At 63.4% G+C, this 17,053-nt stretch carries 16 protein-coding genes; all 16 read left to right on the forward strand.

Annotation, left to right across the window (positions count from 1 at the left end; genetic code table 11):
* The first annotated feature begins 19 nt into the window (after window positions 1-19).
* Window positions 20-631: an NADH-quinone oxidoreductase subunit C gene (locus tag DEM25_RS11945; protein ID WP_109765974.1), complete on the forward strand. Its 612-nt coding sequence runs from the start codon at window positions 20-22 to the stop codon at window positions 629-631.
* Window positions 628-1,818, forward strand: coding sequence for an NADH-quinone oxidoreductase subunit D (locus DEM25_RS11950; RefSeq protein WP_109765975.1), 1,191 nt, complete (start codon window positions 628-630; stop codon window positions 1,816-1,818). Before DEM25_RS11945 ends, DEM25_RS11950 begins: the two co-directional genes overlap by 4 nt.
* A complete protein-coding gene (locus DEM25_RS11955; protein ID WP_109765976.1) occupies window positions 1,815-2,123 on the forward strand; it encodes a hypothetical protein in 309 nt (102 codons plus the stop codon). The genes DEM25_RS11950 and DEM25_RS11955 overlap by 4 nt, the downstream gene beginning before the upstream one ends.
* Window positions 2,123-3,319, forward strand: coding sequence for an NADH-quinone oxidoreductase subunit E (locus tag DEM25_RS11960; RefSeq protein ID WP_109765977.1), 1,197 nt, complete (start codon window positions 2,123-2,125; stop codon window positions 3,317-3,319). Before DEM25_RS11955 ends, DEM25_RS11960 begins: the two co-directional genes overlap by 1 nt.
* Before the next feature lie 9 nt (window positions 3,320-3,328).
* The gene (gene nuoF / locus DEM25_RS11965; RefSeq protein WP_109766170.1) at window positions 3,329-4,633 is read left to right on the forward strand and encodes an NADH-quinone oxidoreductase subunit NuoF; all 1,305 of its coding nucleotides are present in this window, start codon (window positions 3,329-3,331) and stop codon (window positions 4,631-4,633) included.
* 199 nt (window positions 4,634-4,832) lie between these two features.
* On the forward strand, window positions 4,833-5,942 hold the full coding sequence (locus tag DEM25_RS11970) for a helix-hairpin-helix domain-containing protein (RefSeq protein WP_109765978.1): 1,110 nt from the start codon (window positions 4,833-4,835) through the stop codon (window positions 5,940-5,942).
* A 90-nt stretch (window positions 5,943-6,032) separates the two neighbouring features.
* Window positions 6,033-6,494 carry a DUF3291 domain-containing protein gene (locus tag DEM25_RS11975; protein ID WP_109765979.1) on the forward strand — a complete coding sequence of 154 codons (462 nt, stop codon included), beginning with the start codon at window positions 6,033-6,035 and terminating at the stop codon, window positions 6,492-6,494.
* 30 nt (window positions 6,495-6,524) lie between these two features.
* Complete coding sequence (gene nuoG, locus DEM25_RS11980; RefSeq protein WP_109765980.1) at window positions 6,525-8,612, forward strand: NADH-quinone oxidoreductase subunit NuoG; 2,088 nt, start codon at window positions 6,525-6,527, stop codon at window positions 8,610-8,612.
* 36 nt (window positions 8,613-8,648) lie between these two features.
* On the forward strand, window positions 8,649-9,683 hold the full coding sequence (gene nuoH / locus DEM25_RS11985) for an NADH-quinone oxidoreductase subunit NuoH (RefSeq protein ID WP_109765981.1): 1,035 nt from the start codon (window positions 8,649-8,651) through the stop codon (window positions 9,681-9,683).
* A 16-nt stretch (window positions 9,684-9,699) separates the two neighbouring features.
* Entirely contained in the window at window positions 9,700-10,191 is a 492-nt protein-coding gene (gene nuoI, locus DEM25_RS11990) for an NADH-quinone oxidoreductase subunit NuoI (RefSeq protein ID WP_109765982.1), read from the forward strand.
* A gap of 111 nt (window positions 10,192-10,302) precedes the next feature.
* A complete protein-coding gene (locus tag DEM25_RS11995; RefSeq protein WP_109765983.1) occupies window positions 10,303-10,929 on the forward strand; it encodes an NADH-quinone oxidoreductase subunit J in 627 nt (208 codons plus the stop codon).
* Between the two features lie 10 nt (window positions 10,930-10,939).
* Window positions 10,940-11,248, forward strand: coding sequence for an NADH-quinone oxidoreductase subunit NuoK (gene nuoK, locus DEM25_RS12000; RefSeq protein ID WP_109765984.1), 309 nt, complete (start codon window positions 10,940-10,942; stop codon window positions 11,246-11,248).
* A gap of 8 nt (window positions 11,249-11,256) precedes the next feature.
* Window positions 11,257-13,266, forward strand: a complete 2,010-nt coding sequence (gene nuoL / locus DEM25_RS12005; RefSeq protein WP_109765985.1) for an NADH-quinone oxidoreductase subunit L — start codon at window positions 11,257-11,259, stop codon at window positions 13,264-13,266.
* The gene (locus DEM25_RS12010; protein ID WP_109765986.1) at window positions 13,266-14,786 is read left to right on the forward strand and encodes an NADH-quinone oxidoreductase subunit M; all 1,521 of its coding nucleotides are present in this window, start codon (window positions 13,266-13,268) and stop codon (window positions 14,784-14,786) included. Before nuoL ends, DEM25_RS12010 begins: the two co-directional genes overlap by 1 nt.
* 14 nt (window positions 14,787-14,800) lie before the next feature.
* Entirely contained in the window at window positions 14,801-16,246 is a 1,446-nt protein-coding gene (gene nuoN, locus DEM25_RS12015) for an NADH-quinone oxidoreductase subunit NuoN (protein ID WP_109765987.1), read from the forward strand.
* A gap of 3 nt (window positions 16,247-16,249) precedes the next feature.
* Window positions 16,250-17,038 carry a biotin--[acetyl-CoA-carboxylase] ligase gene (locus DEM25_RS12020; protein ID WP_109765988.1) on the forward strand — a complete coding sequence of 263 codons (789 nt, stop codon included), beginning with the start codon at window positions 16,250-16,252 and terminating at the stop codon, window positions 17,036-17,038.
* The last annotated feature ends 15 nt before the right edge of the window (window positions 17,039-17,053 follow it).

The following is a 17,053-nucleotide window of genomic DNA, read 5'->3' on the forward strand; positions in this document are numbered from 1 at the left end:
CACGACAGGGAAGCCATGCATGGCCACGCTTGAAAATCTTGATGATCTGGCGACTGCCGTTTCCGATGCGTTGGGCGAGATCGGCTACGAGCCGGCGATGGCACACGGCGAACTGACCATCACGGTTGCCATCGAGGACATTGTCGCCGTGCTGACGCGGCTGCGCGACTCGATGCAGACGCGGTTCGTCTCGTTCATCGACATTTCGGGTGCCGACTATCCGGCGCGCGACAAGCGGTTCGACGTGGTCTACCACCTTTTGAGCCCGACGCTGAACCAGCGCCTTCGGGTCAAGCTGATGACCGACGAGGAAACGCCCGTGCCGTCGGTGACCGGCGTTTATCCGGGCGCCAACTGGTTCGAGCGCGAGGCCTACGATCTCTACGGCATCCTGTTCACCGGCCATCCCGACCTGCGGCGCCTTCTGACCGATTACGGTTTCGAGGGCCATCCGCTGCGCAAGGACTTCCCGCTCACCGGTTTTGTCGAGGTGCGTTACGACGACGAGGCCAAGCGCGTCGTCAACGAGCCGGTCAGCCTGCGACAGGAATTCCGCGACTTTGATTTTCTTTCCCCCTGGGAGGGCACAGACTATGTGCTTCCCGGCGACGAGAAGGCCGACGGCAAGTGACCGAACACAACGTCCGCAACTTCAACATCAATTTCGGCCCGCAGCATCCGGCGGCGCACGGCGTTCTGCGCCTGGTGCTGGAACTGGACGGCGAGGTCTGCGAGCGCGTCGATCCCCATATCGGCCTTTTGCATCGCGGCACCGAAAAACTGATCGAGGCCAAGACTTATTTGCAGGCCGTGCCCTATTTCGACCGGCTCGACTATGTCGCGCCGATGAACCAGGAGCACGCTTTCGCGCTCGCCGTCGAACGGCTTCTGGAGATCGAGGTGCCGCGGCGCGGCCAGCTCATCCGCGTGCTCTATTCCGAGATCGGCCGGATCCTGTCGCATCTCCTCAACATCACCACGCAGGCGCTCGATGTCGGTGCACTGACCCCGCCGCTCTGGGGATTTGAAGAGCGCGAAAAGCTGATGATGTTCTACGAGCGGGCCTGCGGCGCGCGCCTGCATGCCGCCTATTTCCGCCCTGGCGGCGTGCATCAGGACCTGCCGCCCGAACTGGTTCAGGACATTGGCGACTGGATCGATCCGTTCCTCAAGGTTGTCGACGAAATCGACGGGCTTCTGACCGAAAACCGCATCTTCAAGCAGCGCAATGTCGATATCGGCGTCGTCGATCTGGACGATGCGTGGGCCTGGGGTTTCTCCGGCGTCATGGTGCGCGGATCGGGCGCCAAATGGGACTTGCGACGCTCGCAGCCCTACGAATGCTACGAGGAAATGGAATTCCAGATCCCGATCGGCAAGAACGGAGACTGTTTCGACCGTTATCTCATCCGCATGGAGGAAATGCGGCAGTCTGCCTCGATCATGCGCCAGTGCGTGGACAAGCTGCAGAGCGCGGACGGGCAGGGCCCCATCTCCAACACCGACGGCAAGATCGTGCCGCCCAAGCGCGGCGAGATGAAGCGCTCGATGGAAGCGCTGATCCACCACTTCAAGCTCTACACCGAGGGATACAAGGTGCCCGAGGGCGAGGTCTATGCGGCGGTCGAGGCGCCCAAGGGCGAGTTCGGCGTCTATCTGGTCTCCGACGGGTCCAACAAGCCCTATCGCTGCAAGCTGCGCGCGCCGGGCTTTGCCCATCTGCAGGCCATGGACTTCATCTGCCGCGGCCACATGCTGGCCGACGTCTCGGCGGTCCTGGGTTCGCTCGACATCGTGTTTGGAGAGGTCGACCGGTGACGGCATTGGTCGCACTGCTGGTGGTCGGCGGGGCAGCCTTCTTTTTCGTCGTGCTGCCCATCGTGGGGCAGGCGTTGAAGCATGCGCGCCCGATGGCCGAGGCCGACATGTTCGATCAAACCGATATGCACAAGAACGTCATCGGCTTTGGCGCCGCCATCTCCTGGCTTTTTGTCTGGCTTGAGCGGTTCGGCACGCAGCTGTTGAACCTGGCGTCGCGCGTTTGGGGGTTTGTCGGGTTCGTGATGGGCGTCTTGGTCTCGCTGTTCGCGCCCGAAATCAGAGCATTTTTGGGGATTGCCTAATGTCCGTTCGCCGTCTTGCCGAAGACACCGTCCAGCCGGAAGGCTTCAAGTTCGACCGTGCGCGGTCGGCCGAAGCCAAGGTCTGGATCAAGAAATATCCCAAGGGCCGCCAGCAGTCGGCGGTGATTCCTTTGCTGATGCTCGCCCAGGATCAGGAAGGCTGGGTCACCAGGGCATCCATCGAGCACATCGCCGAATTGCTCGACATGCCGCTGATCCGCGTGATGGAGGTTGCCACCTTCTACACCCAGTTCATGCTGCAGCCGGTCGGCACCAGGGCCCATATCCAGGTGTGCGGCACAACGCCGTGCATGCTGCGCGGCGCCGAGGATCTGATGAAGATCTGCCAGCGCAAGATCAACGAGCGGCAGTTCCACCGCAACGCGGACGGCACGCTCTCCTGGGAAGAGGTCGAGTGCCAGGGCGCCTGCGTGAACGCGCCTATGGTGATGATCGGGCGCGATGCCTATGAAGACCTGACGCCGGAACGGCTCGAAGAGATCATCGACGCGTTCGAGGCCGGCAAGGGCGACACGATCACGCCCGGCCCGCAGATCGACCGCGTCTTTGCGGCGCCGGTTACCGGCCTGACCAGCCTTCTCGACGACGTAAAACCGGCCTCGGGCAAGCGCGCGAAGGCATCGGCGAAAGCAGGCGGCAAGGCGTCCAAATCTGCGGGCACGTCCGGTGCCGCAACCAGGACCGGCGCTCGCAAGGTGAGCTCCACCGCCGAAATCGCGAAGACGGCGAGCGCGGTGCGCCCCAAAAGCAAACCGCCCGCGAAGACAGTCGAGGGCGGCAATTCGACAATGAAGCTGGCCGCCACCGCCTCGGGGCGCGCCAAGCCGCCGGCAAAATCGGCCAAAGCCGCAACGACCAAGGGCGCCACAACGGATGCCGGTAAAACCGGGGTGGACGACAAGAACCGGCCGCCCGTGATCGACAAGCCTGCGCAGCCCGACGATCTGAAGCTGATTTCCGGCGTCGGCCCCAAGCTGGAGGGCACGCTTCATTCGCTTGGCATCTACACGTTCGCGCAGGTTGCAAAGTGGAAGAAGGCCGAACGCGAATGGGTCGACGGCTATCTGAAGTTCAAGGGACGGATCGACCGCGACGACTGGGTCAAACAGGCGAAGGTCTTGGCCAAGGGCGGCGTAGACGAATATGTTCGGGTCTTCGGCAAGAAGCCGCGCTAGGAGTGCATGATGCTCGCTGACAAGGACCGCATTTTCACCAACATTTACGGCCTGCGCGACAAGTCGCTCAAGGGCGCGATGAGCCGTGGACACTGGGACGGCACCAGGGCGCTGATCGACAAGGGCCGCGACTGGGTGATTTCCGAGATGAAGGCTTCGGGCCTGCGCGGCCGCGGCGGCGCCGGTTTCCCGACCGGGCTCAAATGGTCGTTCATGCCCAAGGAAGTGGGCGAACGGCCGCATTACCTTGTCGTCAATGCCGACGAATCCGAGCCCGGCACCTGCAAGGACCGCGAAATCCTGCGCCACGATCCGCACACGCTGATCGAGGGTTGTGTGATCGCCGGTTTCGCCATGAATGCCCATGTCGCCTACATCTATGTGCGCGGCGAGTTCATGCGCGAGCGCGAGGCGCTGCAGGCGGCCATCGACGAGTGCTACGAGGCCGGCCTTCTGGGCAGGAACAACAAGTGCGGCTGGGACATGGACGTCTACGTCCATCATGGCGCCGGCGCCTATATTTGCGGTGAGGAAACCGCGCTTCTCGAGAGCCTCGAAGGCAAGAAGGGCCAGCCGCGCCTGAAGCCGCCGTTCCCGGCCAATGTCGGCCTCTATGGCTGCCCAACCACGGTCAACAATGTGGAATCGATCGCCGTCGCGCCGACCATTTTGCGCCGCGGCGCGGGCTGGTTCGCCGGGCTGGGCAAGGAAAACAACACCGGCACGAAGCTGTTCTGCATCTCCGGCCACATCAACGCGCCGTGCACGGTTGAAGAGGAAATGTCGATCCCGTTCCGCGAACTGATCGACCGCCATTGCGGCGGCGTTCGCGGCGGGTGGGACAATCTGCTGGCCGTCATTCCCGGTGGCTCGTCGGTGCCGCTGGTCCCGGCCGAGCAGATCATCGATGCGCCGATGGATTTCGACTCGCTTCGCGGGCTGCAATCGGGTCTCGGCACGGCGGCCGTGATTGTGATGGACAAGTCGACCGACATCGTCAAAGCGATCGCGCGGCTCTCCTACTTCTACAAGCACGAGAGCTGCGGCCAGTGCACGCCCTGCCGCGAGGGTACCGGCTGGATGTGGCGGGTGATGGAGCGCATGGTGGTCGGCAACGCCCACAAGCGCGAGATCGACATGCTGCTGGATGTCACCAAGCAGGTGGAAGGCCACACGATCTGCGCTCTGGGTGACGCTGCGGCCTGGCCGATTCAGGGGCTGATCCGGCACTTCAGGCCCGAGATCGAGCGGCGGATCGACGAGTTTTCCCACAATTCGCACCAGACCAGACCGGTTCTGGAGGCGGCGGAGTAGCTTTTTTCCGCGATTTATGCTGCAATGCAACAAATGAGGCCGGACACGCGCCTAATGTCGTGCTGACAGGGCCGCGTGTTTCAGCATAGAAGACGACAATGAGACCGGAACCGGTCCGGCCGTGCGGCGCTTTTGCGGCGACGCGGCAAGAGGAAACACCACGGAACGGCGGACGCAAGCGACTTTGAGGAGAAAACCGATGTCGATGTTTCCGTTCGCAGAGAACATGATCAGCCCGCAGGCGAAGGAAAACCCGTTTCTGGCGCTGATGCCGGGCATGGAGCCGCTGCAGAAGACCACCGAGAGCTTCATGAAAGGTATGGGTGTGCCCAATATGCCCAAGCTTCCGCCCATGCCGTTCTCGCCGATGATGGCGGACGCTGACGCGATCGAAGCCAACATCGAAACGATGATGAAGGCCGTCCCCGGCTTTGAAGGCATGCCCAATCTGGCCACCCACCCGATGGCGGCCATGGCGGCGGGTGCGGCCGTCTCGATGGGCGCGACCAGCCAGATGATGGGCACCATGTTCGGCGCAATGACCGGCATGATGGACAATGCCGTGCGGATGCAGAAGGCAACGCGCGACATCTCGCCCTTCGCGCCGCCGGCGCTCGACGGCGTCAACCCGCTGAAATTCGAATGGGCCTTCGGCACGGGTGAAGCAACCGCCGAAGCCAAGGCGCCGGCTGCCAAGACCGCGGCCACGCCGGCGCCGAAGCGCAAGGCCGAGACGGCCGTCAAGACGGCGGTTGCCGCCAAGGCGAAACCGGCCGCCAAAGCCGCGCCCAAGTCCGGCGTGAAGGCCGACGCAACGGCCGCCCCCAAGCCGGTCAAGGCACCCAAGGTGAAGGCCGCCGCGCCGGCGCCCGCGGCCGCGCCCAAGGCGTCCGCCAAGAAAGCCAACGGCACCGCCGAGGCCAAGGCTGCCGAGACATCGGTCGTCCGGCTGGTGCCGTCCGCCGAGCCGGTGGCGTCCGTGCCCGCACGCCCGGGCGGACCCGCATCGGCGGCTGACATCATGCCCGAGGACTTCAAGCAGCCCTCCAAGGCGGAAAAGCCGGCCAAACCGGACGACCTGAAGATGATTGCCGGCGTCGGCCCCAAGCTTGAATCGGTGCTCAACGGCCTTGGCATCTGGACCTTCGGGCAGATCGCCGAGTGGACCGCCAACGAAGTCGCCTGGGTGGATGACTATCTGCAGTTCAAGGGCCGTATCGAACGTGACGACTGGATCGCGCAGGCTGCCGCGCTCGCCAAGGGCGGCCGCGACGAATATGTCAAAAAGTTCGGCAAGGAGCCGCGCTGAGACGGACCCATCGGCCCGGGCGCCCAGGCGTCCGGGCCGGCCCATTGACCGGCCCGCGACAGAAGGCCGGCAGGACACGGAGGAAGGCTCGTGCTTCTGGCCGAGGCCAACATTGCCCGCGCGAAGCATCCGCTCGACGATCCGGCCATGGCCGGCTTCGTGCAACGCCTTGATGCGGTCAACGCGGTTGCCGACCGGTCGCCCGGTTTCGTCTGGCGCTTCCAGGGCGCCGATCTTGCCGCGCTCGGCAGACGCCTGTTCGGCAATCCACACGTCATCCTGAACCTGAGCGTCTGGCAAACGCCGGCCGACCTCGAACACTATGTGTGGAACACCGTCCACAAGCAGGTCTATCGCCGCAAGGCCGAATGGTTTGATGCGATCGCATCACACCATTTTGCCATGTGGTGGGTGGAGGATGGGCATCGACCTTCGCCTCTGGAGGCGCGCGAACGGCTTGACCATTTGGCCCGGCACGGCAATACGGACCATGCGTTCGACTGGGCGCATCTGCCGCACGGCAAGCTGTGGCAAGACCAGCGCTGCGCGTGAGACAAACGACGGATATGACGGAAAGCTTCCATGGCCCTGATCAAGGTTGACGGCAAGGAAATCGAGGTCCCGGACCACTACACGCTGTTGCAGGCGTGCGAGGAGGCGGGCGCCGAGATTCCGCGCTTTTGCTATCATGAGCGCCTGTCGATCGCCGGCAATTGCCGCATGTGCCTGGTCGAGGTGAAAGGCGGTCCGCCCAAGCCTGCCGCGTCGTGCGCCATGGGCGTTCGCGACCTGCGCCCCGGACCCGAAGGCCAGCCGCCGGAGGTGTTCACCAACACACCGATGGTCAAGAAGGCCCGCGAAGGCGTGATGGAGTTCCTGCTGATCAACCATCCGCTCGACTGCCCGATCTGCGACCAGGGCGGCGAGTGCGATCTGCAGGATCAGGCGATGGCCTATGGCATCGATTCCTCGCGCTTCCAGGAGAACAAGCGCGCCGTCGAGGACAAATATATCGGCCCGCTCGTCAAGACGATCATGACGCGCTGCATCCACTGCACGCGCTGTGTCCGCTTCACGACCGAAGTCGCCGGCATTTCCGAACTGGGCCTGATCGGCCGTGGCGAGGATGCCGAGATCACCACCTATCTCGAACAGGCCATGACGAGCGAATTGCAGGGCAATGTGATCGATCTGTGCCCGGTCGGCGCGCTCACATCGCGCCCCTACGCCTTCCAGGCCCGTCCGTGGGAACTGACCAAGACCGAGTCGGTCGACGTCATGGACGCGGTCGGCTCGGCCATCCGCGTCGATACGCGCGGCAAGGAAGTCAAGCGCATCATGCCGCGCGTCAACGAAGCGGTGAACGAGGAGTGGATCTCCGACAAGACGCGCTTCATCTGGGACGGGCTGCGCACCCAGCGTCTCGACCGTCCTTATGTGCGCGGCACTGACGGCAAGCTCAAGCCGGCCTCGTGGAGCGAGGCGTTCGGCGCGGTCAAGACGGCGCTTGACGGCAAGTCCGGCGAAGCGGTCGGCGCCATCGCCGGCGATCTGGCCGGTGTCGAGGAGATGTTCGCGCTCAAGACGCTGATGGAGAGCCTTGGTTCGGCCAACATCGATTGCCGCCAGGACGGTGCCGCACTCGATCCGGCGCGCGGCCGCGCCTCCTACATCTTCAACGCGACCATCGACGGCATCGAGGATGCCGACGCGATCCTGATCGTCGGCGCCAATCCGCGATTTGAAGCGTCGGTGCTCAACGCCCGCATCCGCAAGGCGTGGCGTGCCGCACCGCTGCCGATCGGCGTAATCGGCGACATGGGCGACTTGCGTTACGACCATGAATCGCTGGGCGCGGGTCCCGAAACGCTCAAGGATCTGGCCGACGGCAACCACAAATTCGCCTCCAGGCTGAAAAAGGCCAAACGCCCGCTGATCATCGTCGGGCAGGGCGCGATCGCGCGCGGCGATGGCGCTGCCATACTCGGACTGGCGGCCAGGCTGGCCGATCAGGTCGGCGCCGTTTCCGAAGACTGGAACGGCTTTTCGGTGTTGCACACGGCGGCGGCACGTGTCGGCGGGCTCGATCTGGGCTTCGTACCGGGCGAGGGCGGGCTCGACGCGGCCAGGATGGTCACCGACACCGATGTCCTGTTCCTGCTCGGCGCGGACGAACTCGATCTGCGCAAACGCAAAGACGGCGCGACCACCATCTACATCGGCACCCACGGCGACGTCGGCGCACACCATGCCGACATCATCCTGCCGGCTGCCGCCTACACGGAAAAATCGGCCATCTATGTGAACACGGAAGGCCGCGTGCAGGCCACCAACCGCGCCGGGTTCGCGCCGGGCGACGCGCGCGAGGACTGGGCAATCCTGCGCGCCCTGTCCGATGTGCTTGGCCACAGGCTGCCGTTCGATTCGCTTGGCCAGCTGCGCGCCAAGCTTTTCGAGGCGCACCCGCATTTCGCCGATGTCGGCGCCATCGAACCGGGCCTTGCGTCCGATGTTCAGGCCTTGGCCAAAAAGGGTGGGCGCCTTGGCAAATCGGCGTTTGCATCGCCGGTCAAAGACTTCTATCTGACCAACCCGATAGCGCGCGCATCGGCAGTCATGGCCGAATGCTCCTCACTGGCGCGCAAGGGTTTTGCGGAAGCTGCGGAATGAGCGGTGTGACAGCCATGATGGAACGGACCACCGGCCATGTTTGAGACCTACGTGCTTCCCGGCATCCTGATCCTTGTCCATTCGCTGGCGCTGCTGGTGGTGCTGCTCGTTTTCACCGCCTTCATCCTCTATGCCGACCGGAAGATCTGGGCGGCCGTGATGTCGCGCCGCGGCCCCAACGTGGTCGGCCCGTTCGGCCTTCTGCAGTCGTTTGCCGATCTTCTGAAGTTCGTGATCAAGGAACCGATCATCCCGTCGGGCGCCAACAAGGGCATCTTCCTGCTCGCGCCCCTGGTCTCCGCGGTTCTGGCGCTCGCCGCATGGGCGGTGATCCCGGTTCAGCAGGGCTGGGCGGTTGCCAACATCAATGTCGGTATCCTGTTCGTCTTCGCCGTCTCGGCGCTCGAGGTCTACGGCGTGATCATGGCCGGCTGGGCTTCGAACTCAAAATATCCTTTCCTCGGCGCCCTGCGCTCGGCCGCGCAAATGGTGTCCTATGAAGTCTCCATCGGATTCGTCATCGTCACCGTTCTGCTGCTGGTCGGTTCGCTCAACATGACCGACATCGTCCTGTCGCAGCAGGATGGACTTGGCACACGTCTCGGCCTGCCCAACACCTTGCTGGACTGGCACTGGCTGGGCCTGTTCCCGATGTTTGTCATCTTCTTCATCTCGGCGCTGGCCGAGACGAACCGTCCGCCGTTCGATCTTGTCGAGGCCGAATCCGAACTCGTCGCCGGCCACATGATCGAGTACTCCTCGACGCCCTACATGCTTTTCATGCTCGGCGAATACATCGCCATCCTTCTGATGTGCGCGCTGACGGTGATCCTGTTCATGGGCGGATGGCTGCCGCCGTTCGATTTCGCGCCGTTCACATGGCTGCCGGGCGTCTTCTGGTTCATGTTCAAGCTGTGCCTGGTGTTCTTCATGTTCGCCATGGTCAAGACGATCGTGCCGCGTTACCGCTACGACCAGCTCATGCGTCTTGGCTGGAAGGTGTTCCTGCCGATCTCGCTGTTCATGGTGGTGGCCACCGCCGCCTTCCTGAAGCTGACGGGCTGGGCATAAGAAGGGAAGAGAGCAGATGAGCACATTCGCACAAGCCGCCAAGTCGCTGCTTCTGGCCGAATTCGTCAGCGCCTTCTTCCTGGCGATGCGCCGGTTCGTGGCGCCCAAGGCGACGATCAACTACCCGCACGAGAAGGGCAAGCTGAGCCCGCGCTTCCGTGGCGAACATGCGCTGCGCCGCTATCCCAATGGCGAAGAGCGCTGCATCGCCTGCAAACTGTGCGAGGCGATCTGCCCGGCGCAGGCCATCACGATCGAAGCCGGACCGCGCCGCAATGACGGCACGCGGCGCACGGTGCGCTACGACATCGACATGGTCAAATGCATCTATTGCGGCTTCTGCCAGGAAGCCTGCCCCGTCGACGCCATCGTCGAGGGACCCAATTTCGAGTTCGCCACGGAAACCCGTGAGGAACTCTATTACGACAAGGACAAACTGCTGGCCAACGGGGACCGGTGGGAACGCGAGATCGCCCGCAACATGGCGCTCGACGCTCCCTACCGCTAGCCGGCCGGCACAACGACAACAACAGGGCCGACGCGTTCAACCAAATGCGTCTGGTCCCGATAGGCCGGGACTGCTAGAGGGCAGCCGGCAGACCATCGATCGGGGGAACACATGCTGTTGACCGGCATCGCAGCGGCGTTCTTTTACATGTTTGCATTCATTGCAGTCGCCAGCTCCGTCATGGTGGTGGTGGCGCGCAATCCCGTGCATTCGGTGCTCTATCTGATCCTCACCTTTTTCAACGCGTCTGCGCTGTTCGTGCTGACCGGTGCCGAGTTCCTCGGCATGATCCTTCTGGCCGTCTATGTCGGCGCGGTCGCGGTCCTCTTCCTGTTCGTCGTCATGATGCTGGAAGTGAACCGCGTGACGTTCAGGAAGGGCATCGCCGAATATGCGCCCATCGGCGTTCTGGTCGGCGTCGTCATCGCAGCCCAGCTTCTGATCGTCGTCGTCGGCCAGTCTCTGGCGATCGAGCCGTCTGGCACGCCCGCCCTGCCAACACCCGATCCGGCAGCGCGGCCCAACACGGCGGCGCTCGGCGACATCCTCTATACGGACTATGTCTATTTCTTCCAGATCGCGGGGCTCGTGCTTCTGGTCGCCATGATCGGCGCCATCGTGCTGACGCTGCGCGACCCCCGGCCGCACATCAAGCGCCAGAACATTGGCGAGCAGGTCGCCCGCGACCCCGAAAAGGCGGTCGAGCTTGTCGACGTCGAAAGCGGCAAGGGACTTTGAGACCGATCACATGACCATCACCATTGCCCATTATCTGACCGTCTCGGCGCTGATGTTCGTCATCGGCATCTTCGGCATCTTTTTGAACCGCAAGTCCGTCATCGTCATCCTGATGAGCGTCGAGCTGATCCTTCTGGCGGTGAACATCAATTTCGTCGCCTTCTCGGCGCATCTGCAGGATCTGGTCGGCCAGGTCTTCGCGCTGTTCGTCCTGACCGTCGCGGCTGCCGAAGCGGCCATCGGTCTCGCCATACTGGTCGTCTTCTTCCGAAATCGCGGCTCGATCGCCGTCGAAGACGTCAACATGATGAAGGGCTGATCGCACCCATGTATCACGCCATCGTCTTCCTGCCGCTTCTGGGCGCGCTGATTGCCGGCTTCGGCGGCCGCGCGCTGGGCGCCAAGGCCTGCGAATACATCACCTCCGGCTTCCTGGTGATTGCCGCGATCCTGTCCTGGATTGCGCTGATCACGGTCGGCTTTTCGGAGGCCGAGCCGCGCACCGTTCAGGTGATGCGTTTCATCGGGTCGGGCAATCTGGACGTCAACTGGGCCTTCCGCATCGACACGCTGACGGTCGTCATGCTGGTCGTCGTCAACACGGTCTCGTCGCTGGTGCACATCTATTCGATCGGCTACATGCACGACGATCCGCACCGGCCGCGCTTCTTCGCCTATCTGTCGCTGTTCACCTTCGCCATGCTGATGCTGGTGACGGCCGACAATCTGGTCCAGATGTTCTTCGGCTGGGAGGGCGTCGGTCTCGCCTCCTATCTGCTGATCGGCTTCTGGTACAAGAAGGCATCCGCCAACAACGCGGCCATGAAGGCCTTCATCGTCAACAGGGTGGGGGACTTCGGCTTCATCCTGGGCATCTTCGGCGTTTTCGTGTTGTTCGGCTCGGTCAATCTTGACACGATCTTTGCCAATGCCGCCGCCTTCGCGTCCGTCGATGGCGAGGCGTCCGAAGCCGCCCGCGAAGTGCTGTTCCGCTTCCTGTGGATGGACCTGACCGCCGGCGAGGCGCTGACCGTGGTCTGCCTGCTCCTGTTCCTGGGCGCGATGGGCAAGTCCGCCCAGTTCATGCTGCACACCTGGCTGCCCGACGCGATGGAGGGCCCGACGCCCGTCTCCGCGCTGATCCATGCCGCCACGATGGTCACGGCCGGCGTCTTCATGGTCGCACGCCTGTCGCCGATCTTCGAATTCTCGCCCGACGCGCTGACCGTCGTCACCATCGTCGGCGCGATCACGGCCTTCTTTGCGGCAACCGTCGGTCTCGTTCAGAACGACATCAAGCGCGTCATCGCCTATTCGACCTGTTCGCAGCTTGGCTACATGTTCGTCGCGCTGGGCGTCGGCGCCTATGGCGCGGCGATGTTCCACCTGTTCACCCACGCCTTCTTCAAGGCGCTCCTGTTCCTGGGTGCCGGCTCGGTGATCCATGCGGTGTCCGACGAGCAGGACATGCGCAAGATGGGTGGCCTTCGGAAGCACATCCCGATGACCTACTGGATGATGATCATCGGCACGATCGCGCTGACCGGCGTCGGCATTCCGGGCACCTACATCGGCACCGCGGGCTTCTTTTCGAAGGACGCCATCATCGAGAGCGCGTTTGTCGGCCACAACGCGGCGGCGGGCTTTGCCTTCGGCATGCTGCTGATTGCTGCGGTCATGACCTCGTTCTACTCGTGGCGGCTGATCTTCATGACCTTCCACGGCAAGCCGCGCGCCACCGCCGATGTCATGCACCATGTCCATGAATCGCCGCCGGTGATGCTGGTGCCGCTCTACATCCTCGCCGTCGGCGCGCTGCTGTCGGGCTTTTTCTTCTATTCGGCCTTTGTCGGCCACGGCCATCATGAGGGCTGGTACAACGACTTCTTCCGCACCGCTTTGTTCGCCGGTCCGGACAATCACATTCTCGAAGAGTTCCACGAGGTGGCGTTCTGGGTGAAGGCCAGCCCGGCGGTGGCCATGCTGATCGGCCTCGTCACGGCCTGGTACATGTATATCCGCTCGCCCGAAACGCCGGCGGCTCTGGCCCGCCAGCATCGCGGCCTTTACCAGTTCCTGCTCAACAAATGGTACTTTGACGAACTCTACGACTTCCTGTTTGTCAATCCGGCCAAGCGCCTGGGCACCTTCCTTTGGAAGCGCGGCGATGGCTGGCTGATCGACGGTTTCGGACCCAACGGCGTCGCCAAACGCGTCACCGATGTGACCGGCCGCGTGGTCCGCCTGCAGTCGGGATATCTCTACCACTACGCCTTTGCGATGATGATCGGCCTGGCCGCGCTCATCACCTGGATGATGCTCGGAGGAGCCCTGTGATGGCCGGCATGCCGCTGCTTTCGCTCGTCACCTTCCTGCCGCTGGTCGGTGTCCTCGTCATCTTCTTCATCTCCGACGAGACGGAGCTTGGCCTGCGCAACATTCGCATGGTCGCGCTGCTGACGACGGTCTTCACCTTCCTGGTCTCGCTCCTGATCTGGGCCGGATTCGACACGTCCAATCCCGGCTTCCAGTTCGTCGAGGAGGCCGCATGGCTCGGCGGCGGCTTGACCTACCGGATGGGCGTCGACGGCATCTCCATGCTGTTCGTCATCCTGACGACCTTCCTGATGCCGATCTGCATCCTGGCGAGCTGGGACGCGATCAAGGACCGCGTGAAGGCCTACATGCTGGCCTTCCTGATCCTTGAAACGCTGATGATCGGCGTCTTCTGCGCGCTCGACATCGTCCTGTTCTACGTCTTCTTCGAAGGCGGCCTGATCCCGATGTTCATCATCATCGGCGTATGGGGCGGCAAGCGGCGGGTCTACGCCTCGTTCAAGTTCTTCCTCTACACACTGCTCGGCTCGGTGCTGATGCTGCTGGCGATCATGGCGATGTACTGGGAGGCCGGCACGACATCGATCCCCGAGCTTCTGGCCCACGATTTCCCGCCGCAAATGCAGTTCTGGCTGTGGCTGGCCTTCTTCGCCTCCTTTGCGGTCAAGATGCCGATGTGGCCGGTGCACACCTGGCTGCCCGACGCCCACGTCGAGGCGCCGACGGCGGGCTCGGTCATCCTGGCGGGTGTTCTTCTGAAGCTCGGCGGCTACGGCTTCATCCGCTTCTCGCTCGCCATGTTCCCGCTCGCCTCGGCCGATCTGGCCTGGCTTGTCTTCGCTCTTTCGGTCATCGCCATCATCTACACCTCGCTGGTCGCGATGATGCAGCAGGACATGAAGAAGCTGATCGCCTATTCGTCGGTCGCTCATATGGGCTTTGTCACAATGGGCATCTTCGCCGCCAATGTGCAGGGCGTCGAAGGCGCGATCTTCCAGATGCTGTCGCACGGCCTTGTCTCCGGCGCGCTATTCCTGTGCGTCGGCATCGTCTACGACCGGCTGCACACGCGCGAAATCGCCGCCTACGGCGGGCTGGTGCACAACATGCCGGCCTACGCGGTCACCTTCATGGTCTTCACCATGGCCAATGTCGGCCTGCCGGGAACGTCCGGCTTTGTCGGCGAATTCCTCACCCTGATGGGCCTGTTCCGGGTCAATACATGGTTCGCGGTCTTTGCGGCCACCGGCGTGATCCTGTCGGCCGGCTATGCGCTGTGGCTCTATCGCCGCGTCATCTTCGGTGCGCTGGAAAAGGAAACGCTCAAATCGCTGCTCGACCTGACGACGCGCGAAAAGGTGCTGCTCTATCCGCTCGTCGTCCTGACCATCTTCTTCGGCGTCTATCCCGCGCCCGTCCTTGACGTGATCGGACCGTCGGTCGAGGCCCTTCTTGTCGATTACAATGCGGCGCTCCAGGCGGCAGCCGCGGCCGGCGATGTCGCCGCGCAGATGAACTGAACGGACCGCTCCCGATGACCGCACAAGAACTCGCACAAAGCCTTGTGATCGCCGCGCCGGAACTGCTCATCGCCATCGGCGCGATGGCGCTTCTGATGGTCGGCGTTTTCGTCCGCAAGGAAAGCGCCAACGCGATCGTCACTTCGCTGACCGTCGCGCTGCTGGTCGCCGCGCTCGGCTGGATGGTGTTCTTCGCGCCCATGGGCCCGGCCTTCGGCGGCGCCTACGTGCACGACGCCTTCACCTTCTTCATGAAGATGCTGGTGCTGATCGGCTCGATCGTGGCGCTGGTCATGTCGGTGGGCTTTGCCCGCGAGGAGAAGTTCGACCGGTTCGAGTTCCCGATCCTGATCGCGCTGTCGACGCTCGGCATGATGCTGATGGTGTCGGCGGACAATCTCCTGTCGCTCTACATGGCGCTCGAACTGCAGTCGCTGGCGCTTTACGTGATTGCCGCCATCAACCGCGACAGCGCCCGGTCGACCGAAGCGGGCCTGAAATACTTCGTCCTCGGCGCGCTTTCCTCCGGCATGATGCTGTACGGCATCTCGCTCATCTACGGCTTCACCGGCCATATCGGTTTTGACGAGATCGCCGCTGCCGTCACCGGCGGAGAGCGTTCGATTGGCGTTCTGTTCGGCCTTGTCTTCCTGCTGACCGGGCTGGCCTTCAAGATCTCCGCCGTGCCGTTCCACATGTGGACGCCCGACGTCTATGAAGGCGCGCCGACGCCGGTGACCGCTTTCTTCGCGGCGGCCCCCAAGATGGCCGCCATGGCGATGCTCGTGCGCGTCGTCATGGACGCTTTCCAGCCCGTGACAGCGGACTGGCAGCAGATCATCGTCTTCATCTCGATTGCCTCGATGGTGCTCGGCGCATTCGCCGCGATCGGCCAGCGCAACATCAAGCGCCTGATGGCCTATTCGTCGATCGGCCATATGGGCTACGCGCTTGTCGGACTTGCCGCCGGCACCGTGGCCGGCGTTCAGGGCGTCATGCTCTATATGGCGATCTATCTCGCGATGACGCTCGGCACGTTCGCCTTCATCCTGGCCATGCGGCGCAAGGACGAAGGCAATGTCGAGCAGATCAGCGATCTGGCCGGCTATGCGTCCAACAACCCGCTGATGGCCGCCATCCTGACCGCGCTGATGTTCTCGCTGGCCGGCATTCCGCCGCTCGCCGGCTTCTGGGGGAAATGGTACGTCTTTCTTGCCGCTGTCGAAGCGGGCCTTTGGCCGCTCGCCATCATCGGCGTTCTCTCCTCCGTGGTCGGCGCCTACTATTATCTGCGCATCGTCAAGATCATGTGGTTCGACGATGCCGAGGGCCGGTTCGTGGCGCCCGCTGGCGAGTTGCGGCTGGTGATGGGCGCCAGCGGCGTGTTCGTTCTGGCCTATATCGTCTTTGGCGGGCCGATTGCCGCCTATGCCGAAGCGGCCGCGCGGACCTTCTTCTGACGCATGTCCGAGACGCTCGTCTTCGAGCCGATCCCCGGTCTGCCCGACTGGCGCGCTGCCCACGTGGCGACCACCGGCTCGACCAACGCCGATCTTGCCGCGCTGGTGCGCGAACGGTCAGCGGGCGAGGGACGCTTGTGGCTCACCGCCGGCGAACAGACCCAAGGGCGCGGCCGGCGTGGCCGGCCCTGGTCGTCGCCGCCGGGCAATCTGTTCGGCTCGCTCGTGCTGGTCGATCCGGCTCCCGTCGATCGGATCGGCTTTTTGCCACTGGTGACGGGTCTGGCCGTGCGTGACGCGGTAGCAGCCGAACTGGGCGAGGGCGGTCCATCCATCGAACTGAAATGGCCGAACGACGTCCTGATCGATGGCGCCAAATGCTGTGGCATCCTGCTTGAAAGCCTGTCGGCGCCGGACGGCACGAACGCCGTCATCATCGGCTGCGGCATCAATGTTACGGCGCACCCCCTTGATACGCCCTATCCGGCGACCCATCTCACCGCTCATCGGCCGGATGCAACGTCGCGGTCGTTGTTTCACCATCTGGCCGGCGCATTCGCCAAAGTCCTCAATGACTGGAATCGCGGCCGGAACACCACAGCGATCCGTGAGCGCTGGCTCGATCACGCGCGGGGCCGCGGACAACCCCTGACCGTCACGCTCGACAATGCGACCCATCAGGGCATCTTCGAGGATATCGACGCGGACGGATATCTGATCTTGCGCCTGCCCGACGGCACGTCCACAACGTTTGCCGCAGGCGATGTCTTCTTCAAACAACCAGGGCGGTAAACGCCGCCCGCGCCG

This window comes from Oceaniradius stylonematis, assembly GCF_003149475.2.
Lineage (GTDB): Bacteria > Pseudomonadota > Alphaproteobacteria > Rhizobiales > Rhizobiaceae > Roseitalea > Roseitalea stylonematis.